This window comes from Phascolarctobacterium succinatutens CAG:287 (genome assembly GCF_000434895.1).
GTDB classification, from domain to species: domain Bacteria; phylum Bacillota; class Negativicutes; order Acidaminococcales; family Acidaminococcaceae; genus Phascolarctobacterium_A; species Phascolarctobacterium_A succinatutens_A.
Map to the genome: position 1 here is coordinate 80,774 of NZ_FR892795.1, position 23,048 is coordinate 103,821.

24 protein-coding genes and 1 tRNA gene are annotated in these 23,048 nt (G+C 47.5%); 4 read left to right on the forward strand and 21 right to left on the reverse strand.

Annotated features, from left to right (window positions below; all coding sequences use genetic code 11):
• Positions 1-139: 139 nt before the first annotated feature.
• Together BN587_RS06465 and BN587_RS06470 are read left to right on the forward strand one after the other, a co-directional pair.
• Complete coding sequence (locus BN587_RS06465) at positions 140-1,327, forward strand: aminotransferase class V-fold PLP-dependent enzyme (protein WP_021720329.1); 1,188 nt, start codon at positions 140-142, stop codon at positions 1,325-1,327.
• Positions 1,317-2,210, forward strand: coding sequence for a selenium metabolism-associated LysR family transcriptional regulator (locus BN587_RS06470; RefSeq protein ID WP_021720330.1), 894 nt, complete (start codon positions 1,317-1,319; stop codon positions 2,208-2,210). The genes BN587_RS06465 and BN587_RS06470 overlap by 11 nt, the downstream gene beginning before the upstream one ends.
• Positions 2,211-2,270: 60 nt before the next feature.
• Here BN587_RS06470 and BN587_RS06475 read toward each other — a convergent pair whose 3' ends face one another.
• From BN587_RS06475 to BN587_RS06495, 5 genes are all read right to left on the reverse strand, one after another.
• A complete protein-coding gene (locus tag BN587_RS06475) occupies positions 2,271-2,687 on the reverse strand; it encodes a universal stress protein (RefSeq protein WP_021720331.1) in 417 nt (138 codons plus the stop codon).
• 1 nt (position 2,688) lies between these two features.
• Positions 2,689-3,126: a universal stress protein gene (locus BN587_RS06480; RefSeq protein ID WP_009146008.1), complete on the reverse strand. Its 438-nt coding sequence runs from the start codon at positions 3,124-3,126 to the stop codon at positions 2,689-2,691.
• A 120-nt stretch (positions 3,127-3,246) separates the two neighbouring features.
• A complete protein-coding gene (locus BN587_RS06485; RefSeq protein WP_021720332.1) occupies positions 3,247-3,636 on the reverse strand; it encodes a hypothetical protein in 390 nt (129 codons plus the stop codon).
• A gap of 17 nt (positions 3,637-3,653) precedes the next feature.
• A complete protein-coding gene (locus tag BN587_RS06490; protein WP_021720333.1) occupies positions 3,654-5,039 on the reverse strand; it encodes an NAD(P)/FAD-dependent oxidoreductase in 1,386 nt (461 codons plus the stop codon).
• Positions 5,040-5,106: 67 nt separating this feature from the next.
• Complete coding sequence (locus BN587_RS06495) at positions 5,107-5,532, reverse strand: DUF190 domain-containing protein (protein ID WP_021720334.1); 426 nt, start codon at positions 5,530-5,532, stop codon at positions 5,107-5,109.
• Positions 5,533-5,713: 181 nt separating this feature from the next.
• Between BN587_RS06495 and BN587_RS06500 the strand changes: the two genes are divergently transcribed.
• Positions 5,714-6,097, forward strand: coding sequence for a thioesterase family protein (locus BN587_RS06500; RefSeq protein WP_021720335.1), 384 nt, complete (start codon positions 5,714-5,716; stop codon positions 6,095-6,097).
• A 131-nt stretch (positions 6,098-6,228) separates the two neighbouring features.
• Here BN587_RS06500 and BN587_RS06505 read toward each other — a convergent pair whose 3' ends face one another.
• The 7 genes from BN587_RS06505 to BN587_RS06535 all read right to left on the reverse strand — a co-directional run bounded on the left by BN587_RS06505 (position 6,229) and on the right by BN587_RS06535 (position 12,956).
• On the reverse strand, positions 6,229-7,488 hold the full coding sequence (locus BN587_RS06505) for a type II toxin-antitoxin system HipA family toxin (RefSeq protein WP_021720336.1): 1,260 nt from the start codon (positions 7,486-7,488) through the stop codon (positions 6,229-6,231).
• Positions 7,488-7,808 (reverse strand): helix-turn-helix domain-containing protein, encoded by a 321-nt coding sequence (locus BN587_RS06510; protein WP_021720337.1) that lies wholly within the window; start codon positions 7,806-7,808, stop codon positions 7,488-7,490. Before BN587_RS06510 ends, BN587_RS06505 begins: the two co-directional genes overlap by 1 nt.
• 155 nt (positions 7,809-7,963) lie before the next feature.
• Positions 7,964-8,040, reverse strand: a tRNA-Arg gene (locus BN587_RS06515).
• Between the two features lie 96 nt (positions 8,041-8,136).
• Positions 8,137-8,745, reverse strand: a complete 609-nt coding sequence (locus BN587_RS06520; RefSeq protein WP_021720338.1) for a hypothetical protein — start codon at positions 8,743-8,745, stop codon at positions 8,137-8,139.
• 87 nt (positions 8,746-8,832) lie between these two features.
• Positions 8,833-9,171: a hypothetical protein gene (locus tag BN587_RS06525; protein WP_009146478.1), complete on the reverse strand. Its 339-nt coding sequence runs from the start codon at positions 9,169-9,171 to the stop codon at positions 8,833-8,835.
• Between the two features lie 132 nt (positions 9,172-9,303).
• Positions 9,304-11,406, reverse strand: coding sequence for an RNA degradosome polyphosphate kinase (locus tag BN587_RS06530; RefSeq protein WP_021720339.1), 2,103 nt, complete (start codon positions 11,404-11,406; stop codon positions 9,304-9,306).
• Entirely contained in the window at positions 11,406-12,956 is a 1,551-nt protein-coding gene (locus tag BN587_RS06535) for a Ppx/GppA phosphatase family protein (protein ID WP_021720340.1), read from the reverse strand. The genes BN587_RS06530 and BN587_RS06535 overlap by 1 nt, the downstream gene beginning before the upstream one ends.
• A gap of 214 nt (positions 12,957-13,170) precedes the next feature.
• Between BN587_RS06535 and BN587_RS06540 the strand changes: the two genes are divergently transcribed.
• The gene (locus BN587_RS06540) at positions 13,171-14,703 is read left to right on the forward strand and encodes a Ppx/GppA phosphatase family protein (protein ID WP_021720341.1); all 1,533 of its coding nucleotides are present in this window, start codon (positions 13,171-13,173) and stop codon (positions 14,701-14,703) included.
• Between the two features lie 65 nt (positions 14,704-14,768).
• Here the strand turns inward: BN587_RS06540 and BN587_RS06545 are convergent, their stop codons facing one another.
• The 9 genes from BN587_RS06545 to BN587_RS06585 all read right to left on the reverse strand — a co-directional run bounded on the left by BN587_RS06545 (position 14,769) and on the right by BN587_RS06585 (position 23,033).
• Positions 14,769-15,326: a hypothetical protein gene (locus tag BN587_RS06545; RefSeq protein WP_021720342.1), complete on the reverse strand. Its 558-nt coding sequence runs from the start codon at positions 15,324-15,326 to the stop codon at positions 14,769-14,771.
• A 221-nt stretch (positions 15,327-15,547) separates the two neighbouring features.
• Entirely contained in the window at positions 15,548-15,700 is a 153-nt protein-coding gene (locus BN587_RS11915; RefSeq protein WP_021720343.1) for a hypothetical protein, read from the reverse strand.
• Positions 15,701-15,731: 31 nt separating this feature from the next.
• The gene (locus tag BN587_RS06555; RefSeq protein ID WP_021720344.1) at positions 15,732-16,865 is read right to left on the reverse strand and encodes a M20/M25/M40 family metallo-hydrolase; all 1,134 of its coding nucleotides are present in this window, start codon (positions 16,863-16,865) and stop codon (positions 15,732-15,734) included.
• Positions 16,866-16,941: 76 nt separating this feature from the next.
• Complete coding sequence (locus BN587_RS06560; protein WP_021720345.1) at positions 16,942-17,499, reverse strand: manganese efflux pump MntP; 558 nt, start codon at positions 17,497-17,499, stop codon at positions 16,942-16,944.
• A gap of 31 nt (positions 17,500-17,530) precedes the next feature.
• Positions 17,531-18,013 carry a threonine/serine exporter family protein gene (locus BN587_RS06565; RefSeq protein ID WP_049897194.1) on the reverse strand — a complete coding sequence of 161 codons (483 nt, stop codon included), beginning with the start codon at positions 18,011-18,013 and terminating at the stop codon, positions 17,531-17,533.
• Positions 18,004-18,795 carry a threonine/serine exporter family protein gene (locus tag BN587_RS06570; RefSeq protein WP_021720347.1) on the reverse strand — a complete coding sequence of 264 codons (792 nt, stop codon included), beginning with the start codon at positions 18,793-18,795 and terminating at the stop codon, positions 18,004-18,006. Before BN587_RS06570 ends, BN587_RS06565 begins: the two co-directional genes overlap by 10 nt.
• Entirely contained in the window at positions 18,795-19,487 is a 693-nt protein-coding gene (locus BN587_RS06575; protein WP_021720348.1) for a uracil-DNA glycosylase, read from the reverse strand. Before BN587_RS06575 ends, BN587_RS06570 begins: the two co-directional genes overlap by 1 nt.
• Before the next feature lie 106 nt (positions 19,488-19,593).
• Positions 19,594-20,850 (reverse strand): C4-dicarboxylate transporter DcuC, encoded by a 1,257-nt coding sequence (gene dcuC / locus BN587_RS06580; protein ID WP_021720349.1) that lies wholly within the window; start codon positions 20,848-20,850, stop codon positions 19,594-19,596.
• A 173-nt stretch (positions 20,851-21,023) separates the two neighbouring features.
• Positions 21,024-23,033 (reverse strand): LTA synthase family protein, encoded by a 2,010-nt coding sequence (locus BN587_RS06585; RefSeq protein WP_021720350.1) that lies wholly within the window; start codon positions 23,031-23,033, stop codon positions 21,024-21,026.
• Between the last annotated feature and the right edge of the window lie 15 nt (positions 23,034-23,048).

Here is a 23,048-nt window from a genome sequence, read left to right on the forward strand (position 1 = left end):
CCTCAAAATATTTCTTCGACAAAAGTATATCATAGCCCACACGCTTATACCAATATCATTTATAGATAAAGCTGATTGATTTATTAGCTTTTCAGATAATTATATGATAGAATAGGCGTAACATGAGGAGGTACGGGAAATGCAGCAAATTTATCTCGACAACGCCAGCACCACCTTTCCCAAGCCACAGGCAGTTGCTGACGCAGTTTATCAATATATTACACATGCAGGCACCAACATCAGCCGCGGTACCTGCGCGACCACTACCGAGGACCTTGTTTTTGCCACTCGCGAGCAGCTTTGCCGCTTTTTCGGCGGCGAGGACAGCAAAAATGTTGTCTTTACGAAGAACATTACCGAAAGCCTGAATATCATCATCAAAGGACTGCTGCACAGCGGCGACCATGTGCTTGTTACCGCAATGGAGCACAACGCCGTCATGCGTCCGCTCCAGCAAATCGGCACAGAGCTTACGACTGACAACGCTCCCACTGATGCCATCACCTTCAGCCGCATTCCCTGCGACGCAGAGGGTACACTGTGCTTAGACGCTTTACCGCAACTTGTGCGCCCCAACACCAAAGCAATCATCATGACGCACGCCAGCAATGTCTGCGGCACGCTGCAGCCCTTGGCGGCAATCGGCAGCTTCTGCCAAAAGCATAACCTGAAATTCATCGTCGACAGTGCGCAAAGTGCCGGCGTCGTTCCCATCAACATGCAGGAAATGCACATCGACGCTCTCACCTTTACGGGCCACAAGGGCCTCATGGCACCGCAGGGCATCGGCGGTTTTGTGCTGCGTGAAAGCATGATTGACGAAATAACACCGCTCATTGTCGGCGGCACCGGCAGCCTCAGCCATACGGAGCACACTCCCCGCTTCATGCCCGATAAATTTGAGGCAGGCACGCTCAACCTGCCGGGCATCGCCGGCCTGCATGCTTCCCTCAGCTGGCTGCAGCAGCAGGGCATTGATAAAATCCGCACGCACGAGCTGACGCTTACGCAGCAGTTTTTAGACGGACTGCAGCAATTAGAAGCGCAAAACTTATTGCGCATCGTCGGCAAAAGGAACTGCAGCGAGCGCGTAGGTGTTGTTTCTATCAGTACAGATATAACAGATATCGCAGAACTGGCCTTCATCCTAGCGGACAGATACGCCATTGCTACGCGCGTAGGCCTGCACTGCGCCCCCAACGCTCACAAAACGCTCGGGACCTATTCCACGGGTACGCTGCGCTTTTCCTTCGGTTGGAACAATACTGCAGAGGAAGTCAATGTTGCCCTGCAAGCATTGAAAGAGGTGCTCGCCCATGGACTTTAAACAGCTGCAAAGCTTTGTCACCGTAGTACAGGAGGAAAGCTTCACGCAGGCTGCAGGCAGGCTCTTCGTATCGCAGTCCACCGTCAGTACGCATATTCACCAGCTGGAAAGCGAGCTTAACACCAAGCTGATTCTGCGTACCACCAAAAGCCTGCAGATAACACCCAAGGGACGCGAGCTTTACGAATACGCGCTGAATATTCTGGAGCTGAAGGAGCGCATGATTCAGGCCTGCTCCATCGAAAGCCGGCGCATCATCCACCTCGGCGCCTCCACCATCCCCTCAGCTTATATTCTGCCGCAGCTTTTAGCAGACTTCGGCAAATTGCATCAGGATATTTACTTCATCATTCACCAGAGCGACAGTCAAGGCATCATCAACGGCCTGAAGGACGGACTGTTCAACCTTGGCTTTATCGGCATGAGCTGCGAGGACAGCGACTTCTGCTGCCAGCCCTTCTGCAAGGACCGCATGGTAGTCATAACCCCGGTCAACGAGCATTTTCTGCAGTATAAGCAGCAAAAGGAAAATGTGCTGCCGGAGCTTTTGCGCGAACCGCTGATTCTGCGCGAAAAGGGAAGCGGCAGCAAAAAAATGGCAGATAACTTTCTTGCCAACAGCGGCATTGCCGAAAGCGAGCTGCAGATTATTGCCCGCGTCAACGATCAGGAAACCATCAAAAACCTTGTCGCCGGCGGCATGGGCATTTCCATTATCTCGGAAAAGGCGGCACACAACTTTCTGCAGGAAAAGCGTTTGCTGGCCTTCGAGCTGCCGCAGGCTTTTTCCGAACGCAGCCTCTATCTCATCTACCGCAAAAATTATCTGCTGCCAAGCTACGTCAAGGAGTTTCTCGGCTTCATCAGCCAAAGCAAATTATAAGCATAACAAAACGAGTACGCACAGGACGAACCCCGGCGTACTCGTTAATTTTTTGCATATTTACTTAACAATTGTCACAGGCACATTAGCGTTTTCCGCAATGACACTGCTGACACTATTGCGGAACAAGCCTTCCAAAACTCCCATGCCTCTGCTGCCCAGCACGATACCGTCACATTCCTGCTCACCTACAGCACGCAGGATGCTTTTGGCAATATCGTTGTCGTTTTCCAGCAAATAGGTGCAGTCAATGTTCTTGCCGCTGAGAATCGCATGTGCGGCATCAAGCACTTCATCACCCATCTGAGCATACAGGCAATCGCTTCCAAATTCCACAATATGCTGTTTCATTCTGCCGGAAACCACCGTCATAATTACCAGCGAACCACGCGTATAGCTTACAAGCTCACAGGCATATTCCAATGCTCTCCAGGAATGCTCCGTACCGTCAATAGGTACAAGAATGCGTTTCAGCATTTTATTTTACAATCAGCACAGGTACATTTGCATATTGAGCAACCTTAGAGCTTACGCTGCCAAGGAAGAATTCAGCAATACCGGAAAGGCCACGACTGCCGATTACGATTGCATCTGCGCCGGTCTTTTTAGCCATAGCAATGATGCGTTCGGACGGATGCCCAACCTCCAGGCTGAATTTGGTTTCGCCTTCGTAGGTGCTCAGACGCTCCTGCGCCATTTCGAGAACCTTGTCACCGATTTTCTCCAGCTCACTGTTGCCCTGGCTTACAGTTGCGTGATCCAGAGGCACTGCCAGCAAAGCAGCATTATTATATGGTTGGATTACATTGATTACATGCAGTTCGCCGCCAAACTTTTTGCCAAGCTCTACAGCAGTATCCAGTGCTCTCCAGGAGCCTTCACTACCATCTACAGGAACAAGAATCTTTTTAAACATAACAACGCACCTCCATAATAATGCACATGTTGTAATTTATTTATTATATTTTCTACAAGAAGAGGCTTTTTTTCTTCTTACGTTATATATTCTGCCTTAGCGCAAAAATTCCTGCTTAAATTACTCGCGACCGCGATTTTTTCTTTTTTCGTGGATGCGGGCAGATTTCTTGCTGAACTTTTTCGGTTCATCAGCCAGCTTTGCCAACTCGGAAGGAGATTGCTCCTTAACCTCGGCAAAGTTTTCGCCCTTCACAAAGCGGAAATAAATCGCAATACCGGCAATCAGCACCAGCGGAATACTGCCGATAACATAACGGTAGCTCTGCGGTGCAGCCATCGTGATAAAGTCATAGATAACGATACATGCAGGCACCAGGATAATCTGTCCCATGCGGGCGAGGAAGCCGTCCTTACCCATAAAGCGCACTACCATGCCATAAGCCAAAAAGGCTACCGCAAAGGAAACGAAAGACATAAATACCAGAAACGCAAAAAACTCAAAATTCATCTAAAAAAGCACCTTCCTTAATTCTTCTGTCCGCAGGCACGGGCACCAATGACGCGCGCCGCCCAGACCCCGCTGGCACTCGCCTGCGATAATCCGCGTGTAATACCGGCACCATCGCCTACCGCAAACATATTCGCAACCTTGGTTTCCAGATTGCTGTCCAGCTCGAGGCGTGCGCTGTAGAATTTTACCTCTACGCCGTAAAGCAGCGTATCCGCATTCGCCATACCGGGAGCAATCTTATCCAAAGCATAAATCATTTCAATAATATCATCAAGATGGCGTTTAGGCAAGACCAAACTTAAATCGCCCGGCGTTGCACTGAGCGTCGGTTTGGTAAAGCTCTTAAGCATACGCTTCTCATTCGTGCGTCTGCCCTTCACCAGATCGCCGAATCGCTGCACCAGCACGCCGCCTCCCAGCATGTTGGAGAACGAAGCGATACGCTTGCCGTACTGCAGCGGCTCATGGAAGGGTTCGGTAAACTTGCTGCTCACCAAAAGCGCAAAGTTGGTATTCTTGCTGTGCATCTTGGGGTCGCGGTAGCTGTGGCCGTTAACAGTAATAATACCATCCGTGTTTTCCGCTACCACATAGCCGTAGGGATTCATGCAGAAGGTACGCACAACGTCATTATAAAGCGAGGTGCGGTACAAAATTTTTGCCTCATACACCTCGTCGGTGATATGCTTGAACACCTCTGCCGGCACCTCCACACGCACGCCGATATCCACCTGATTATTGATAAAATCAAGGCCCATCTTGGCGCACTGCTCAGTGTACCATTCCGCACCAGCGCGACCGGGAGCGGCAATAAGATACTTGCACGGCACCGCCTCGCCCCTGTTGAGCTCCAGCACAAAGGTTCCGTCCTCCTGACGGCAGATTTCTTCAACCGCGGTATTGCAACGGATTTCAATCTTATCCTCCAAAAACTTATGGATGTTTTCCATAATCACCAGATTGTTTTCCGTACCCAGATGGCGCACCTTGGCGTTCAGCAGATGCAAGTCGTATTTCAGCGCCTGCACGCCTATTTTGCTGTTCTTGGTAGAAAAATATTCGCCGGGAGCACCATGACGGCAATTCAGCTCATCAACATAATCAATCAGCTCGATAACCTTGTCCTCCGGCAGATATTCGTTCAGCCAGCCGCCGAATTCCGTCGTAAAATTATATTTGCCGTCCGAAAAAGCACCGGCACCGCCAAAACCGCGCATAATGCTGCAGGGGTTACAGTTAATGCAGTGGTCGACCTTCTTGGCTGCCAGCGGGCAGAAGCGCTTTTCAATCGTATTGCCGGCCTCCAGCATAATAACCTTCAGCTGCGGATACTTCAGTACGAACTCATAGGCGGCAAAAATTGCGGCAGGACCGCCACCAATAATGGCAACATCATACATAAATTCTCCTCCTCGTCATCTCCCATAAAAAAACCGCAGCCTCAATTTTTAACTGCGGTTTATCAGCTTATTGCTGTTGTTCCTTTTGCTTACGCAGGTAGCTTGGCTCCGGCGAGCCGTTGTTGATATCCTTATAGCTCTCTGCCTTGCGCATAAAATCGGTTACCAGGTAATCGGCCTCTCCCATAACCACCAGAGCATGGGTAGCGTTCTTTTCCAGAAACGGCAAAATCTTTTCGAGATTTTCTTTTTTATCTACCAGCTCCACAATAACCGGAAAATTGGCATTGCCGCTGATAAATGTGCTGACAGCACGGCCGACACCGCGCACCTTGCTGGCATAGCCTTCAATACCCTTGATAACAGTACCGCCGGCAAGGCCCAAAGAGCGTGCTTCACGCAGAATTGCTTTATAAAGCGGAATATCCTCAAAGAGAACATCCTCGCCTGTATAAATCTTTAAATACGAGGTTTTGTTAAATTCTAAAGCCATGGTTCTACACCTCCAGCCATCATTTCAATTTTGCTTATATTACTATAATTCGGCGCTAAGCAAACAATTCCTGCAATATACAGGCAAAAAATTCTTATCCTGGCATTTAGGACTTGTCAGCAGAACGATAATACTTTATGATATAAGCGTATGATTTGATTATAGAAAGAGGGTATTAAGCATGACAAATTTACATACCGGACTTACCGGCACCGCTAACGTAACCGTAACCGAGGCTAATATTGCCGCTACTATGAAAAGCGGCTCTTTGGCTGTTTTTGCCACTCCCGCTATGTGCGCACTGATGGAGGAGGCTGCCTGCGCCGCAGTCAACGCTCATCTGGAGGAGGGCAGCGGCACTGTAGGCATCAGCCTGAATATTACGCATGACCGCGCTACCGCTATGGGCGACAGTGTTACCGCTACCGCTAAGCTGACTGCGGTTGACGGACGCAAGCTGACCTTTGAGGTGAGTGCTGCGGACAGCAAGGGGGTTATCGGTAAGGGTACGCACGAGCGTTTTATTATTGATAATGAAAAGTTTATGGCAAAGGTGAATAAATAAGTTTAGCAAGACAAAAAAGAATACTGAAAGCTAAAAAAGCTGTTTCCACTCAAACATGGAAACAGCTTTTTCTTCATCAGACCCTGTCTTTTAGCCGATTCTTAGATTTTTCTAAAATGGGAATATGTATTTTATTCGTAACATGCGTTGAATGCAGGTCTCATTTCTTCAATTTGTCTGCGGGTCAGAGCATATCCGGCGGCGGTTCTTTCCCAGTTATCTCTGACGATTTGCAAAATATCTTCCGCCACCGCCTCAGCATCCGATTTTGAAATGCCAAATTTCACAGCGGTCTGCACTGCAAGATCAATACTGATGCTGTTATCATACTCATCCACATTGAGAGACAACTCATCCCCGTAAGGAACCGGGTTTACATCATACAAAGGTGAAAGGATCCAGCCCTTGTCTGTCAATATAAATGCATGGTTTCTCAGATGATCATCAGTATTAGTAACCGCCATATTAAACACGATACGTTTCCAAAGTTCGATTAGATCCTTCTTAGGCTGCGCACCATAGGACTTGATAAAGGCTGCTATGTCCAGATAGCTACTTCCATCAGCAGCGGATGCGCCATCTTTTTTAACAAGCAACGTCATCGCCGAGGCGAAATGTACTCGCTTACTTCCCAAACGATCAAAACGCTTTATCAGGAAAGTGCTTCCAAGTGGTGAAAACTTCTCAAGCTTAGCCTCCGGGACATTCAGACCGCAGAGCGCTGCAAGATCATGTGCCACAATTTCCCAAGCTCCGGTATCATTTTCATCGTTCTTTGACGGGAACTTTGCAATCCAAAGCTGATTTTTTGTATCTACTACGGTTGCCTTCGGTCTGGCACCACCCAGAGAAGAACCTGGCTTGATCAGCTGATTCAGCCATTTTTCAGTTAAACCGGTCTCATCATTTTCAAAATTTCTGGAGGCTTCCTCCAATGTGCGAAGCGTAGCCCAAGGTGGAGCGGCTGTTTCCTTATCATCGGAAAGAAATGGACCTTCCGGATTTACCTTAAAGCGAATGCCGCCCATTCTGGTTTCATCGTACACACCAAGCAGGTAATCGCTGTCATAAAGCTTAGATGGCTTACGGCCCTCCTTTTCCGCAAGAATTCTTTCACGCTTATTCATAAGCACGCGTCCCCAGCGATCCGGAGAAGCATCTGCAAACAAACCAAAAATGTTCTTACCGGTCGGATACTGTCTACCGGAATACGGCATAAGCTCTGGATCCAGAGTTAGAGTAAGACCCGTTTTTTTCAGCCAGCCTTTATCGTATTCAAACGAATAGGATTCTCCGCCTTTGATAACATTTACATATAAACTTCCCATAAGGACAGGCTGATCTGTACTAAAATCATCATAAACGAAGATTGTTTTATGATTTATTGCCATTATTCAGACCTCCTTGGTGCACGTTTCTTTGTAATCAGATTTAGATCCTGCAGTTGTCTGCCCATCTCATCATCCCTAGCGACAAGAAGCAGGTCTTTATCAAGATTGTTTAAGGCATGCAGGACGGCTGCATATATACCCATAGCTACCGACGGATCTCCCTTTTCAACCTTCCAAAGAGAGGCGCGACTGATTCCGGCACGTTCAGCCACCAGTTCAGCAGATAAACTCCGTCTGAGTCTTGCAAGCTTAATTTGTTCTCCCATAGTCTGCAGGATTTCTTCTGTTCCCGGTAATATATTATACGCAGCTTTCTTCATTTCTAATCACCGCCCTCATTATGTTTATTATTATAAACATAAATGGTTATCTTGTCAATTTTAGAAAACATTATGTATTATGCGATGCTGTTCAAGGATACTGTTCTGGAAGCCACACAAAAAGCCCCCGGACATAAGTCCAGGGGTTCTTCTCTTGGTGATCCCGGCCAGAATCGAACTGGCGACCTACCGCTTAGGAGGCGGTTGCTCTATCCTACTGAGCTACGGAACCATAACAACAGCTCAGGCAGAACTCAAGCCTTTCCGCCCAAGCTGTATTAAATATTATACCGCAAAAACAGTCTACTGGCAATGCGGAAACAGCAAGTTATGCGTCAGCAAGCTTCTCCTCTTTTTCCTTTGCCAAAAACTCCGCCACAGCAGGCAGATTATCAAAAATAAACTGCTGCGCTGCCTGCGGATAAAAGTTAATATAATAAATTTCTCCGGTAGCTTGTCTTACACGCTTTTCGGTAACAATACCCAACTCAGAACCCTTTTCTGTCGGAATTTTATTGCGCCCATCTTCCGGCAACTGCAGATAACCTGCATGTTCCAACCATCTGCCAAGCTCCACCGTGGTAAGATTATGCATTTCCTTATCTGCAAAGGTATCATTAATATATTTTACAAGCTTTGTGATATTGGTAGCTTCAGTCATAGGCTGCAGCCTGCTCAGGTCATCCTGTTCCACAACAAAGCTGCTTTTAACTGCCTTAGAAGTTTTGGGTGCAACCTTAAAGCTCGTGCTCTGCGAAACCAGATTCATAATCTTGCCGTAAACAGCAATAACTTCTGCGGCATCGGTAAGCGCCTCCTGTACCTGCGCGCTCTGTACAGCCTCCAGTGAAAGCTCCTCCTCGGCAAAAGGATGTCTGTTTTGGCTCATACGGTGAATAACATTGTAAGCATTGCGTAATTTGTTGATATCCAGCATCTGCATTTCTCCTATTCTTCACACAATTTTTATAAACAAAAAGGCAGACTCTACTACATAAAGAGTCTGCCCTCAAACAAGCAGCAGTTAATGTGCTTCTGCCAGCACCTCAGCGGCGATATCGTCAGCCATTCCCGGAGGCATGCTCCATTCAACACGCACGCCGGTTTTACCCCAAAGACGGGTAAGCGCTACCTGAAACGCCTCCTTACTGGAAAGCGGCTCCAGCGTTATCGTAGCAAAATCACGGATAGTATCACCCTGCGGTACATCCAGGCTCAACGGAGTTGCCAGATACTTTTCGACAGCAGCCTTAGCTTCGGCAACAGCCTCCGGCAAGGTTACTACGGCAGTCTTATCCGCTTCGTTATATTCTACATAGCCATAATGGCAATTATAATTCAAGGTTACAGCATAATTACTCATTTTAATCCCCCTCTGCTCTTGTTACTAATTATAACAACTTAAGCACATAATATCAATATAAGGATTTAAGTAAGCAATTAAAATATAAGTCTTTCTTAGCCTGTAATCCTTGATAAATATAATGCGGCACTATTATCTGCGGCTGAATACAGGCTGCAGACGTTTTTCCATCGGCAGCTTATCGGCAGTCACCGCCAGCTGTGCCATCTCGTACAAGGTGCTTTGTGCGCTTACAGGCTCCAGCTTGTTGCGTACACGGCGATAGGTACCGTTGGACTGCATCATATGCGCGCCCACGTTATCGCGCAGATACAAATCCAGCAGCGCCTTGATGCGATGGATATGCTCCTCTGTTTCTACCGGGAAGAACAGCTCTACGCGGTCGTTAAGGTTACGCGGCATCCAGTCGGCACTGGACAGATACAGCTGCTCCTCGCCGCCGTTGGCAAACCAGAAGATACGGCTGTGCTCCAGTTGACGGCCGACAATGCTGCGAACCGTGATATTGTCGCTGATGCCCTCGATGCCCGTGCGCAGGCCGCAGATACCGCGCACAATCAGGTCAATATGTACGCCTGCGGCAGAAGCCTCGTACAGCTTCTGGATTACGGGCTGGTCAATCAGCGAGTTCATCTTGGCGATGATATGTCCCTCACGGCCGGCACGCACCATGGCAATTTCATTATCAATCAGCGCATAGATTTTCTCGCGCAGTCCCAGCGGTGCCATAACCAGCTTATTCCAAACCGGTGGCTCGCTGTAGCCGCTGAGCAGATTGAAGAAAGCCGAAGCATCGCTGCCGAACTCATCGTTCGCCGTCATCAGGCCAAGGTCGGTGTATAATTTTGCGGTGCTGTCGTTATAGTTGCCTGTACCCAGATGCAGATAACGCCTGATGCCGTTATCCTCCTTGCGCACAATCAGAATAATTTTGGCATGTGTCTTTAAGCCTACCAAACCGTAGATAACATGGCAGCCTGCTTTTTCCAGACGGCGCGCCCAGAGGATATTATTTTCCTCGTCGAAACGTGCCTTCAGCTCTACCAGAACCGTTACCTGCTTGCCATTTTCCGCAGCACGCGCCAGCGCAGCAACAATCGGGCTGTTGCCGCTCACACGATACAGCGTCTGTTTAATCGCCAGCACCTGCGGATCATCGGCAGCATCGCTCACCAGCTTAACTACCGGGTCAAAGCTTTCATATGGGTGATGCAGCAAAATATCATTTTCACGGATAGCGGCGAACAAATCGCTGTCATCCGGCAGCTCCAGCGGACGCTGTGGCACAAAGGGCTCATACAGCCACGGCCACATGCCCTTCATACCGATAAATTTAAAGAAGCAGGTCGGGTCCAGAGGTCCGTTGATTTCATAGACCTCCATCTCCGTAACATCCAGATTTTCCTCCAGGAACTTTTTGATACGATTATTATTCGTTTTGAAGATTTCCAGACGTACAGCAGCGCCGCGCTTACGCTTACGCAGTGATTCCTCAACCTCCTTCATCAGGTCAACGCTGTCATCCTCTTCCAAGTCAAGGTCACTGTCACGCGTTACTCTGAAGGACACCATATCCAGAATATGGCAGCCCTTGAACAAATCGTGGCAATGGCTGGCGATAATATCCTCCAAAAATACGAAGGTACGCTTGCCCTCAGGCTCAACCTCCACAATGCGGTCCAGCACGCTCGGCACCTGAATCAAGCCCATGCTGTGCTCGCCGTCGACCTTAATCAGTTCAACAGCAAGATTCAGTGTTTTATTGGCCAAAAACGGGAAGGGACGCGAAGCATCTACCGCCATCGGCGTCAATACCGGGAAAACAACCTCACGGTAATATTCCTCCAACCAGTCCTTGCCCAGCTCGCTCAAATCCTTAACGCGGCGGAAATGCAGCTTCACCGCATCCATTTCCGCCATCAGCGCGATCAGCGATTTTGTCTGAGTGCGCACCTGCTCATGCGCTGCCTGCGAAATAGCCACCAGCTGCTCATGCACCGACATGCCGGAGGCATCGCGCTTTTCTACGCCGCTGTCAAAATTGCTCCACAAACTGGCTACGCGCACCATAAAGAATTCATCTAAGTTAGAGGCCGAAATGGCAATAAACTTCAAACGCTCCAGGAGCGGTGTTTCCTTAACCATCGCTTCCTTCAGCACGCGCAGATTAAATTTCAGCCAGCTCAGCTCGCGGTTATAAAAATACTCAGGCTTTGTCAAATCTAATTTTCCCATCACTTATTCACCCGTTCCAAAATCGGTTCAATACCAAAAACTTCCTCAAAGAAAGTTGATTTATCATCAAATGTCCAGATTTCCAACGTTAAATCCTCTTTACTTGCTGCCAGAACCTTCAGCTTATTATCCTTCAGCGTTACAGTGCATCTGTGGATTTTTTGCATATAACTGCGGTCTAAGGCATCGGCCAGACGCACAATAGCAGCCAGCTTGGCTACAACCGGCACCAGCTCCTTTTCCACCTGCGGAGCACGCGTATTGGTCTTGTCAAACAACCTGTTGGCATGATAATACGACGCCAGCGCTACGATTTTCTTATCCTTCTCGCTCAAGCCGATAATATCCGTAGACATAATCAGCTGATAGGTATAGATAGAGTGACTGCGCATGCAGATGTATTTGCCTATATCATGCAAAATGCAGGTTGCACGCAAAAGCAGGCGCTCATGCTCGCCCATGCCGTAAGCCTTGGAAATCTTGTCGAAAATAATCAGCGACAGACGCTCCACCTGCTGGGCATGCTTCTTGTCATACAGATAACGGCTGCCGATAGTATGGAAAAGGCTGATAAGCTCCTGCTCCAGCTCCTTACGCATTACAGGATTCGTTTTATTGCCGATATGCAGCAGCTGAATGCCGTCGATAAAGCGGTCTGACGTAATAATAATTTCCTTGGCGGGAATCAGATGCAGCAGCTGTTCATAAAGCAGCACCGTAGGCAGCACAAGCTCCGCAACATTTTCCGGCAGCTTATATACCTGAATCAGCTGCGGCAAGCTCATCTGACGCATGCTGTCGAAAAAGGCATGGAAATCCGCCGCCTTGATGCGATGCACCAGTTGCTTTTCATCCAGACCCAGCATGCGCAGTAAAAGCTCGGTCTCTGTACCGGACAGCACCAGATATCGCACCTTGCTGTCACCCAGCTCGTTTCTTACCGGTCCGATTGTACTGCTGAGAAATTCCGTCAGCGCCTTATTGAAATGCATGCTTTCGCGACGGTTGCGCTCAAAGCTTTCCTTAATACGGATAATACCGATGTGGAAATTTCCCTGATAGCAGATTTTTTCATCACGCACCAGCGTTACACCCAAACCGCCGGAGGAAATATCCATCATCAGCATGCCTTCACGCTCTGTAGAAATTTTTTCTGCCTTCAGCGTATTGCGGATAGCCACAAACTTGGTGTAAATTTCTCGCGGCATATCAACAACATCGACAACAAGGCCCGTCTTGTTATAAATCTGATCCAGCAGAAAAACCTGATTGCTGGCCTCACGCACGGCAGTGGTCGCCTGCATAACATATTCCTCTACCCCGTATTCTTTCATCAGGCGCTTGAAACCTATCAGAATTTCGCAGATTTCGGAAACAAGCGGAAAAGGAATTATTTTATTTTTAAAAGTTGCCTCACCCAAACGGATGCGTCGATTGCAGCATTCGACAACCTTGTACCTTTCGGTATTATGATATTCGGTAATCTGCATACTGAGCATCTCCGAGCCTAGATGAATCGCAGCAAAGGTTGTATAATTTTTACGCTTCATTAGCTAAGCCTCCAAAACAGTATATTATTGATATAATTCGTTTTTCTTAACAAAAATCCTGCGAAGAAATCGAGATTATACATTAATTTAACAAATTAACACGAATTTTACTTTTTTACGCAGGATTTTTTCCGCTTATGGGTAATATAATAAATATATCGTTAAAATAGAATAATCGGAGTTTAGAGGAACACCCCACAAGGAGAAAAGAAAAATGCAACGAATCGCAATTATCGACATCGGCTCCAACTCGGCCCGGCTTGTTATCAGCCATATTTATAAGAATGGTGCTTATAATATGGTCTATAACCAAAAAGAAGCACTGCGCCTGAGTCAGAAGGTCGACGAAAAAAACATGCTTACAGAAGTAGCCTTCAGCAGCACCATCGAAACCATGAAAAGCTTTGCCTATATGTGCAAAATTTATCAGGCTGACAAGACCATTGCCGTTGCCACCGCAGCCATCCGTAACGCTGCCAACGGCGCCGAGCTTGTTGCGCGCGTTGCCGAAGAAACAGGCATCCAGCTGCACATCATCTCCGGCAATACCGAAGCCTACATCAGCTACCTTGGCGTTATCAACACCCTCAACGTCAAGGACGGCATCATTTTCGATTTAGGCGGCGGCAGTACCGAGCTGATTCTGTTCAAGAACCGTAAAATTTTGGAAAGCGTGTCCCTGCCCATCGGCGCGGTCAATACCACCTCCATGTTCAACACCCGTAACGTCATGCCCGCCAATGTTTTCAGTGATGTCAGCTTCTTTATCATGAGCCGTCTGGAAAAGTACCCCTGGCTCAAGCAGAACGGGCTGCCTCTCATCGGCGTTGGCGGTACAGCGCGTACCGTAGCCAAAATCATCCAGCGCGAAAAGAAATACCCGGCGACTAAAATCCATAATTATTCCTATACAGCGCAAACCTATCGCAGCTTTTTCAACAGACTGCGCAACACAAATCTGGAGCAGCGCAAAAAGATTTCCGGTCTCAGCAGCGAGCGCAGTGATATCATTCTGGCCGGCAGCAGCATTATCAGCTGCCTTTTGGAGGCCACCGGTGCCAAAAAGCTCATCACCTCCGGCTGCGGCCTGCGCGAAGGCCTGTTCTTCGATTATTATTCCAAAGAAAATCACGTGCCCATTATAGCGAAGGATATCCTTAAAATGAGCAGGGAAAATGTGTTAAACCTATATGAACCCGACCAGCAGCATTCCAGACACATCACCCATTTGGTGTTATCAATGTTTGACGGCTGGAGTAAGCTGCACGGCTTACGCAAAAATTATCGCCGTCTGCTGGAAACCGCTGCACTGCTGCATGACATCGGCATCACCATCAATTTCTACAGTCACGCACGTCACAGTGCCTATATGATTTTAAATGCCAAGCTCTTCGGACTGACGCACAAAGAGCAGGTTATCACGGCAGCTATCGCCGGCTGGCACAACGGTGTTTCCAAAAACTATTTCAAGGACCGTTTCTACAAGGAACTGCTTAGCGACGCCAACTGGAAAACCATCAACAAGCTGGCACTGCTGCTGGCATTAGCCGAAAGCCTAGATTATACGGAAACCTCCCAGATTCACGTTATTGAACCTGGCATCAACAAAAAGACTGCTACCTTAAAGCTCTATGCTCAAGGTATTCCCAGTATCGAAATGCATCAGATTCAGGAGCATCTGTCATGGTTCAAAAAGATCTTCGGCGTAGAGCTGAAGGTACAGCTGGCAACAGCAGCAGAAGAATAAAAATTCAGCAGCCTCAGTATACGCTTGCGTATGCCAAGGCTGCTGTTTTTATTTCATTAGTAATATTATTTTTGAGGTTTATAAGAATTTTTCGCTTCTTTAAGCATAGCCTTTATTTCTTCTTTATCATTACGTAAAATTTCATCAACTTCATGTTGTAATTTTTCCTCATTATTAAAATCTATTCTTTTTCTAGCCATTAAAGTAATAGCCTTTATATACACATAAGCTGATACTATTGTAATAGCATATGCAATCCCACTTTCAATAGCAGCACCAACAAAAGAGCCAAATACAGGTATAAATTTTAAAAGCTCGCCAGCACCTAGCAAAACTACATATCCTCCCAAGTTGGCTACTACTCCAGACGCAACAGTTTTTAAAATATTTTTAGAAAATGTTATTCCTATGTCAGAATTAATTCTCGCATACATTGCCCAAATATTAGCAACATTAGCTGCCGCACTTGCACCAGGGACAGGTATAAAAGAACTTCCTGCAGCAATAAATGCATGAGTCGTAATATCACCCTGTATTTTTTCCGGTAAGCCACCAATAGTATTTTTTTCAAGTGCCTTAAGGCAATCCATGATTACTTTTATCTCATGAGCTTCGTTACTCATAAAGTCCACACCCTTTCATAAACTTTCGCTACGAGCTGAAAATTTTTAGTCCTTGCGCTCATTATACTACGTTGTCCCCCCCGTCAACCATATGTACATATAAAAAGAATTTTCTCTTCTATCTGCTTCAAAGTTAGGACAAAAAAAGGTCTGCATACGCATAAGTATACAGACCTCAAGACAGCATTATAAAATTTTCTATGTTTAGTGGTTTATCATTCCTATATATTTAGTTCAGGATATTTTTCCATAAACATTTTTATAGCTTCTTCGGCAGGAATTACCCTTCCTGCTTCAATATCACTTAAGCCTTCTAGCAAGGCATTATACAATTCCATGCGAGCTTTTTGTTGTTCATCAGTTTCCATATCCATCAGAATAAACCTCCGCCAAAATAATAGCTTTTTATTTTACCGCAGCCTTCAAAATACCATGTACAATCAACGCGGTATTATACAAATCCTCTTCCTTAATGTATTCGTCAACAGTATGCACATGAGCCATGCCAGTGCCCAAAATTACGCTAGGCAGACCGTAAGCATTCAGGAAGTTGGCATCACTGCCGCCGCCGGTTACCGTAATATCCGGAGTAAAGCCATGCATTGCGCAGGCATCCTTTGCCAGCGTTACAACATCGCTGTCCTCGGCAACAGCAAAGGAATCATACTTATTATCCACAAAGACTTCTGCCTTAGCACCGTATTTTTCAGCACTGGTTGCAATGGTTTCTACGATTTCCTTGCAGATAGCCTCCAGCTTTTCCTTGTTACGGCTGCGCGCATCGCCTTCAATGGTTACCAGGTCGGGCACAATATTGGTTGCCTTACCGCCGCCGATAATGCCGATATTGCAGGTAGTTTCCTCATCAATACGGCCGTAGCGTTTAACATCGGCAAGAGCCTTAGCAGCAATCATAATAGAGTTGATGCCCTTTTCCGGCTCCAGTCCGCCATGCGCGGTTCTGCCGATAATGTCGATTTTATATTTCTTCTGGCCGGGAGCGCCGACAACAATCTCGCCCGGAGCGCCTTCACCATCCAGTGCATAGCCAACGTCGGAACGCAGCTTGGAGCGGTCGAGGCAACGGGAGCCGTTAACGCCGCCCTCCTCGCAAACTGTAAAGAGTATCTGGATATCACCATGCGGAGCGCCTTCCTCCAGCAGCAGGCGAATACCCTCTAAAATACCCTCAACGCCGGATTTATCGTCACCGCCGAGAATAGTAGTGCCGTCGCTGTATAAAACGCCGTCCTTTTGGATAACGGTAGTGCCGCCGCAAGGTTCAACACCGTCCATATGTGCAGAAAGCAGCACGCGTACCGCACCTTCAACTCCTGCGCTGGCAGGCAAAAATGCCCACATATTACCACAGTTGCCACCCAGCTTTTCACCGGCGTCATCCTCTTCCACCGTAAAGCCGAGAGCCTCCAATTTGCCTTTGAGCAGTTCGAATACCGGACGCTCCTGCAGGCTATGACAAGGCAGAGCAACAATTTCCTTAAATTCTGCGAGCATACGCTCCTTATTTACTTGCGTCATGTGTATCTTCCTTTCTATGATATAAATTAAGCTCAGCGTGCCTAAAGGGGTAGCAAATCCGCTAAACTTTTATTCCTTAAATTATTCCTGTATGTTCCAGCAAAATTTTGACACCGATAAAAATCAGCACCAAGCCGCCGGCAACATCAGCTCTCTTGCCGGCCATAGCTCCCAGCTTAAAGCCAGCCAGACCGCCAAAGGCTGCGATAGCAAAGGTCACCACGCCAATCAGTATGGAAGCGGACCAGATATCTGTATTCAAAAAAGCCAGACTAATACCTACTGCCAAAGCGTCAATACTGGTGGCAATCGCCAGCCCCGCCATCTCCTTCACGCTATAATCTTTTTTGACATGGCAGGCTTCGTTTGCTTCACGAATCATGTTGATTCCCAGATAAAGCAATAAGAAAAAGGCAAGCCAATGGTCATATTCCGTAATATAATCACGAAACGATACAGCGCCGAAATAGCCTATCACCGGCATCAAAAACTGAAATGCTCCGAACCAGCTGCCGAAGCGCAAAGCTCCGCGTAGTCTGTTATCCGGTGTCAGCACCATACTGCCGCAAACGGAAACAGCAAAGGCATCCATCGCCAAGCCAACCGCCAACAGCAACAGCTCTGCTAAACCCATATTTTCATTCCCTCACTCACTATAAATAACTTTATTGCTTATTTTCCTTATGCAACAGCTGCAGCAAGCGTTTATGATCCTTGCTTATCTTAATTACGCGGAATACGCTTGTCATAAGCATCATCCCCAAGGCAATAGCACTTGCATCCATGCCGGTGGTTATAAGGATGTTCATACCCGTTTCGTAATTATTTTCTATAATTGCCGCCATACCGCGATACATGCCGAGTCCCGGCACAATCGGGATAATACCCGGAATAACAAAAATCGTTACCGGCTGTTTGAAGACACGCGCCGCCAGCTCGCTCAAAAGCGAAAGCGCAACCGTGGCAAAAAACATGGCATAAAAAGAATCATACGCTAAATCCTTGCGGATATAGCAATAAACTACCCAGCCTACCGCACCGATAAAGCCGCTGATAGGCAGACTTTTACGCGGTGCCTGAAACAGAATACCGAAGGCAGCAGTAGCAATGAATGCAAAGCCAAAGGCTGTAAAATAATTTATGCCCACAGCTTCCACCCCCAGTGATACCATACAAGCAGGCTAAATGCCAGACCAATCGCAATGGATGTAGCGAAAAGCATCGCCTCGGCAATACGCGAATTACCGGAAATCAAATCACCGGCCATATAATCGCGCAGACCGTTGGTAAAGGCTACACCCGGCAGGAACGGCATCAGCGCACCTACGATGATGTTGGTACGCGTGCATTCGCCGTCCATCTCACAGCAAAAAATAGCCAAAGCGCCGATTGCCGCACCGGAAAGCGCATTCTCCCAAAAGGCGCTGGGGCGATAACCACCCAACTGCTTTAACAGCACCATGGATAATCCTCCGGTAATAAAGGCCGCGATAAAGTCATGGCTGTTGCCGCCAAGCATTGCCGCAAAGGCTGCCGAGCTGATTGCCGACGCCATGCAGACACGCCATTCGCCATAGGGCGGTGCCTTATGACGCAGCTCTTCCAGATACGCCAGCGTTTCTTCGTAATTCATAGGCCAGCGTTTCAGGTTATAGGAAAAATCGTTCACCGCGCTGATGACGCTCAAATTGGTGCTGCGATAACGGATACGGCTGATAATCGTCGCACCCTCGCTTTCCTCATCGCCTAAAATAATAACCGTCGGCGTAACAAAAACATGAATATCATGATAGCCGTGCGTATGACAGAAGCGGGAAATAGTGTCCTCCACCCTGGAGGTTTCCGCACCGTTTTTCAAAAGTGCCTTGCCCATGCCGAGAGCAATATGCAGTGTCTGCTCACGGCTTAAGGGAACAGCTTCCAATCCCATTACATCTCACCGCCTAACAGCTGCGCTACTGCCTCTCTAAAGCGGTTGGCCCCGCCCATAGAAGGATGCGGCACAGACATACATTCAACACCGTAACGTGACAGCGTTGTCGCCGCCTTCTGACCGATGGCAACAATTTTCATCCCCGAACGCAGCTCCAGCAGCATCCGCGCGTACTCAATGCCTACATCAAGCTCGCTCGGTGAGGGCGTACGGTTAGTCAACAGATTGCCTGCTTTATACGGATGAAACGGGAAAATATTCCAAAGAATAACATCAAAGGACGCAAGTCCATGACTGTTCAGCGCGTTCCAGACAACAGTATCCGTGGGCTCGTTAAAGCCCTTCAGGCGCTGTGTATTATTCAGCATTGCGCTGCCTGCATCACTCGTGCGGCGGTAATCCCATTCGCCCAGCACGCTTTTCGGCTCTACATCAGGATGATGCCCCAGCAGAATACGCTCCGAAGTAATAGCAATACCGCTGAAATGACCGCCCTGATAGCCTAAGGCCTCGGCAATAAACAAATAATGCGCATCAGGACGCAGCTCCAGATAACGGCGCAGATTGGCACTACGGATAACGGGAGCCTGAGGACCTATATCACAGCTTGTATCAAAATCACGCCAGGGATTAAAAACCTGCTCGCTGTGATAGCTTTGTAATTTATCAAGAAAAGTATTAATCTCCATAATTCCCTCCATGCATTATTATACCGCATAGAGGCAAGTCGTCGCAATAAAAATGGATGCGAAGCAATAGTTCCGCATCCATTTTATACTTTAAAAACATCAGATTTTAGAACAGCAGCAGTATCATTCCCACTACCAGCGCCAGGGTAATACCCAAAGCATTACGCTTGCAAACCTCCATCGGGTCTACACCGGCAATGCCTGCGCAGATAATAGTAGCGCCGGCAATCGGGGAAATAGTACGGCCGAGAGTACCGCCCAAAGCTGCAATAGAGCCCATGTTCATGGTTTCCAGACCAAACTGTGCCGCATGCGGAGTAACTGCTTCGTTGAACGCAACGGTTGCAGCGTCACCGGAGCCGGAAATAAGTGCCAGCACAAACGGACCAAAGGTAGCAGCAATTTTAACAATACCGGTAGAATTCAGCATCCAGTTAATCAGCGCCTTAATCAGTCCCAAAGCATTCAGGCCTGCTACGAAAACGCCAACGGAAATGATGATACCGATGATGTTGGCATAAGCATCGCCCATGCCGTCAAAGAAGCTCTTAGTCAGCTCAACAGGATTTTTACGGGTTACTGCCAAGGACAGGATTGCACCGATAACCATAGCGTGAGGTACGCCCATCTTCAGTACAGGCACCAGCTTGGTGCTGCCAAGCAGCAGAATGATAACCGGAACCAGCGGCATGACAGCGAAAAGCGGATTAATGCCGAAGTTCTCGTCAACACCGGCTTCGCCTTCCGGCGCAAAGCCCCTGTTTTCCTTCAAAACAACAGCCAGAACGGTCAATACAGCTGCAGCAACGATTACACCGGCTACGGTTGCCAGCATATGATTGGCAATTACATCGGTAATCTGCACGCCTGCCAGCTTAGCGATAACGGCGTTATGTACCAGACCGGGGTTCAGCATACTGCCGTAGGTACCGGATTTAACGGCAGCTGCGGCCATTGCCGGATGAATGCCTGCAGACATCATAATCGGAATAAAAATTACGCCTACCGCAGCACTGCAGCCTGCAGCACTGGGGATAGCAATATTAACGACGAAGGTTGCCAGCGTAGCGCCGGGAATAAGCAAAAAGCCCATTTTTTTCAAAACCTTACCAATAGCAACAACCAAATGCTTGTCGCAGCCCGTATACTTCATGCACCAGGCAAAGCCCATGCAGGAGCAAACAGAAGTAATCAGACCGGCATTAGTCATACTCTTGGCAAAAGCATCAAGAGAAGCCATCGGCTTGCCGGCAATGCAACACATCAGAATACCAGCGGCAATCAATACCATTCTGGATTCATGTCGTTTCAACAAAAGATAAATTACACCGATAACAACGAGTGCACCTATTATCAGAAACATCTTCATTCCCTCCATAAAATTATTTTTTTGCATTAATATTATATGTGATAGAACTGCTTTTGAAAAGTGTATTATCAATTGTATACATAATACTTGTTTTCTTTAGCTAAGTTTATATAGCAAAAGTACAAATACCGTCCCACATTTCTGCGGAACGGTATTTTTTAATAACTTTATTGGTGCCACAAGCCATAATAATGAATAATATAGTTTGTTAAAGCATCCTCATATTCTGTGTCCGGTACAGGCTTATCCATCTGATCGACCAAATGACGCTCATCCGACCAGTAGAACGCCTTACCGCCAAAGTAGCCTAAGGCATAGGGAATATCCGTAGGCTGCAGAAGATTGCGACCCATGAATTTTTCCGGCACATCAATGCCCAGCAGATACAACAGCGTCGGCGCCAGATCAATCTGCGAAGCATATTCATTGGTGCGCAGATTGTTGAGCGGTGCCAGGTTCTTCGATACAAAAATCAGCGGAATAGGTGCAATGCTCTGTTTATCCTCAGCCTTGGTAACAAGCTTCGTATACTCGCCGCCGCTGTGCGGATTATGGTCACTCGTAATGATGAACAGCGTTCTGTCATCCATCAGTCCGCGCTTCTGCGCTTCCTTAAAGAAATGCTCCAGCGTTTTATCAACCCAATAGACGCCGCGCACCGTTATAAAGGTATTGCTGCGCACCTTATCCGGCATTTCGTTCCAGCTGAAGCCGGTATAAGGATAAGGCTGATGCATATCCAGCGTTTTGGTAACCATCACCAGACGGTCATTCTTCGCCTTAGCTTTTTCCAACAGCTTCAGTGTTTCCTCATACATTACGTCATTATGGAAGCCCCAGCCGCTGGCACCTGTATAACCTTGCTTTTCCAGGTATTCCTTGGCATAATATTCGTTCATGCCGAACTGCGTCGGATATTCGCGCAGCTCGTTGGCATAATACTGGCTGGAAGCATTCATGAAAATACCGCGCATTCCCGCTGCCTGCACACTGCGGAACAGCGAGGGAGTATTTTTGCCGGGAATATCCTTATCCATAATCAGATGCGAACGGAAGGTAGCATTCAGCCCCTGCGTTGTCGGCACGGCAGAGGAATAATACCTGTTCATATGCGGATAACGGATAACCAGACTGTTTAAGAACGGTGTAGCCTCTTCGGGAATATCGTTGTTATAGTAGTTGATGTAATCGCGGTGCATGGATTCCAGAATCAGCAGCACAACACGGTCATACTGCGGTTTGATTTTGGCTATTTTTGCTTTAGGCTCATCAATGCCCATTTCCGTCAGACGCGTTTTATCCTTGGCAGTCAGCTCGCGCTGCTCCACATGCTTGCCGCCGGCAATTTTATCCGTATCAAAAATTGCCTTGCTGACGAAGTTCACGTTAACCGGTACGGAAAGCATATTGCGGTAGTTCATACGCGTCTTTTCGTTCTCTACCTCGGCGTACATACCGATAACATTTTCCACGCCGTACATGCCGGCATAGCCAAGCAATCTGTCGGTAAGGTTCAAGCCCAAGGTGAACATGGCCACGCAAAGCAGCGACCAGGCAAAGTTCGGCTTACGCTTTTGCGGCTTCGGTACATAAAACAGCAGTAAAATAACAACTATGCTGATAACAATACCGGCAATCATCGTATTGCTCATCGTCGCAAAAATACCTTTAACAGCATAGATATTCAGGTTTTGGAAGAGAACGCTCTCCACATGCATGGAGGTCTGCCAAAAATAGAAGCCGTCAAAAACCACTGCCAGAGCAGAAAATACATAAACGGCAAAATAAAGGATTTTCATCCCGATGTTGGGCCATTTATGGTAGCACATTGCCATGAGCAGCACAATAAAAATGTTATTGTTAATACCGGCCAGCACGGAAAGGCTTGTCTGCAAACCTTTATCAAGACTAAGCTGGTTTACCATAAAAAAGGCTTCGCCCAGATAAAGAATACCGATAACAATAACGGGAAAATAGCGCTGCAATCTGTCCGGCACACGCTTACGCCGGTAATACAGTACATATGCTATCTCTGCCAAAACGCTGTCACGCAATACATGATCAAAAATCTGAAAGCCAAACTCATTCAGCGGAAAGGGGTGCGTTCCGCCGAAGCTTTGCCAGGCAAAAAATCCTTCTACTATGCAGGCCGCGATAATAAAAATCAGCCAGCCCATTTTTCTGCTTATCCT

Excerpts from the sequence above, each read along its gene's own strand:
- BN587_RS06465 (WP_021720329.1), top strand. The coding sequence starts at position 140 with ATGCAGCAAATTTATCTCGACAACGCCAGCACCACCTTTCCCAAGCCA.
- BN587_RS06470 (WP_021720330.1), top strand. The coding sequence starts at position 1,317 with ATGGACTTTAAACAGCTGCAAAGCTTTGTCACCGTAGTACAGGAGGAA.
- BN587_RS06475 (WP_021720331.1), bottom strand. The coding sequence starts at position 2,687 with ATGCTGAAACGCATTCTTGTACCTATTGACGGTACGGAGCATTCCTGG.
- BN587_RS06480 (WP_009146008.1), bottom strand. The coding sequence starts at position 3,126 with ATGTTTAAAAAGATTCTTGTTCCTGTAGATGGTAGTGAAGGCTCCTGG.
- BN587_RS06485 (WP_021720332.1), bottom strand. The coding sequence starts at position 3,636 with ATGAATTTTGAGTTTTTTGCGTTTCTGGTATTTATGTCTTTCGTTTCC.
- BN587_RS06490 (WP_021720333.1), bottom strand. The coding sequence starts at position 5,039 with ATGTATGATGTTGCCATTATTGGTGGCGGTCCTGCCGCAATTTTTGCC.
- BN587_RS06495 (WP_021720334.1), bottom strand. The coding sequence starts at position 5,532 with ATGGCTTTAGAATTTAACAAAACCTCGTATTTAAAGATTTATACAGGC.
- BN587_RS06500 (WP_021720335.1), top strand. The coding sequence starts at position 5,714 with ATGACAAATTTACATACCGGACTTACCGGCACCGCTAACGTAACCGTA.
- BN587_RS06505 (WP_021720336.1), bottom strand. The coding sequence starts at position 7,488 with ATGGCAATAAATCATAAAACAATCTTCGTTTATGATGATTTTAGTACA.
- BN587_RS06510 (WP_021720337.1), bottom strand. The coding sequence starts at position 7,808 with ATGAAGAAAGCTGCGTATAATATATTACCGGGAACAGAAGAAATCCTG.
- BN587_RS06520 (WP_021720338.1), bottom strand. The coding sequence starts at position 8,745 with ATGCTGGATATCAACAAATTACGCAATGCTTACAATGTTATTCACCGT.
- BN587_RS06525 (WP_009146478.1), bottom strand. The coding sequence starts at position 9,171 with ATGAGTAATTATGCTGTAACCTTGAATTATAATTGCCATTATGGCTAT.
- BN587_RS06530 (WP_021720339.1), bottom strand. The coding sequence starts at position 11,406 with ATGGGAAAATTAGATTTGACAAAGCCTGAGTATTTTTATAACCGCGAG.
- BN587_RS06535 (WP_021720340.1), bottom strand. The coding sequence starts at position 12,956 with ATGAAGCGTAAAAATTATACAACCTTTGCTGCGATTCATCTAGGCTCG.
- BN587_RS06540 (WP_021720341.1), top strand. The coding sequence starts at position 13,171 with ATGCAACGAATCGCAATTATCGACATCGGCTCCAACTCGGCCCGGCTT.
- BN587_RS06545 (WP_021720342.1), bottom strand. The coding sequence starts at position 15,326 with ATGAGTAACGAAGCTCATGAGATAAAAGTAATCATGGATTGCCTTAAG.
- BN587_RS11915 (WP_021720343.1), bottom strand. The coding sequence starts at position 15,700 with ATGGATATGGAAACTGATGAACAACAAAAAGCTCGCATGGAATTGTAT.
- BN587_RS06555 (WP_021720344.1), bottom strand. The coding sequence starts at position 16,865 with ATGACGCAAGTAAATAAGGAGCGTATGCTCGCAGAATTTAAGGAAATT.
- BN587_RS06560 (WP_021720345.1), bottom strand. The coding sequence starts at position 17,499 with ATGGGTTTAGCAGAGCTGTTGCTGTTGGCGGTTGGCTTGGCGATGGAT.
- BN587_RS06570 (WP_021720347.1), bottom strand. The coding sequence starts at position 18,795 with ATGGGATTGGAAGCTGTTCCCTTAAGCCGTGAGCAGACACTGCATATT.
- BN587_RS06575 (WP_021720348.1), bottom strand. The coding sequence starts at position 19,487 with ATGGAGATTAATACTTTTCTTGATAAATTACAAAGCTATCACAGCGAG.
- dcuC (WP_021720349.1), bottom strand. The coding sequence starts at position 20,850 with ATGTTTCTGATAATAGGTGCACTCGTTGTTATCGGTGTAATTTATCTT.
- BN587_RS06585 (WP_021720350.1), bottom strand. The coding sequence starts at position 23,033 with ATGGGCTGGCTGATTTTTATTATCGCGGCCTGCATAGTAGAAGGATTT.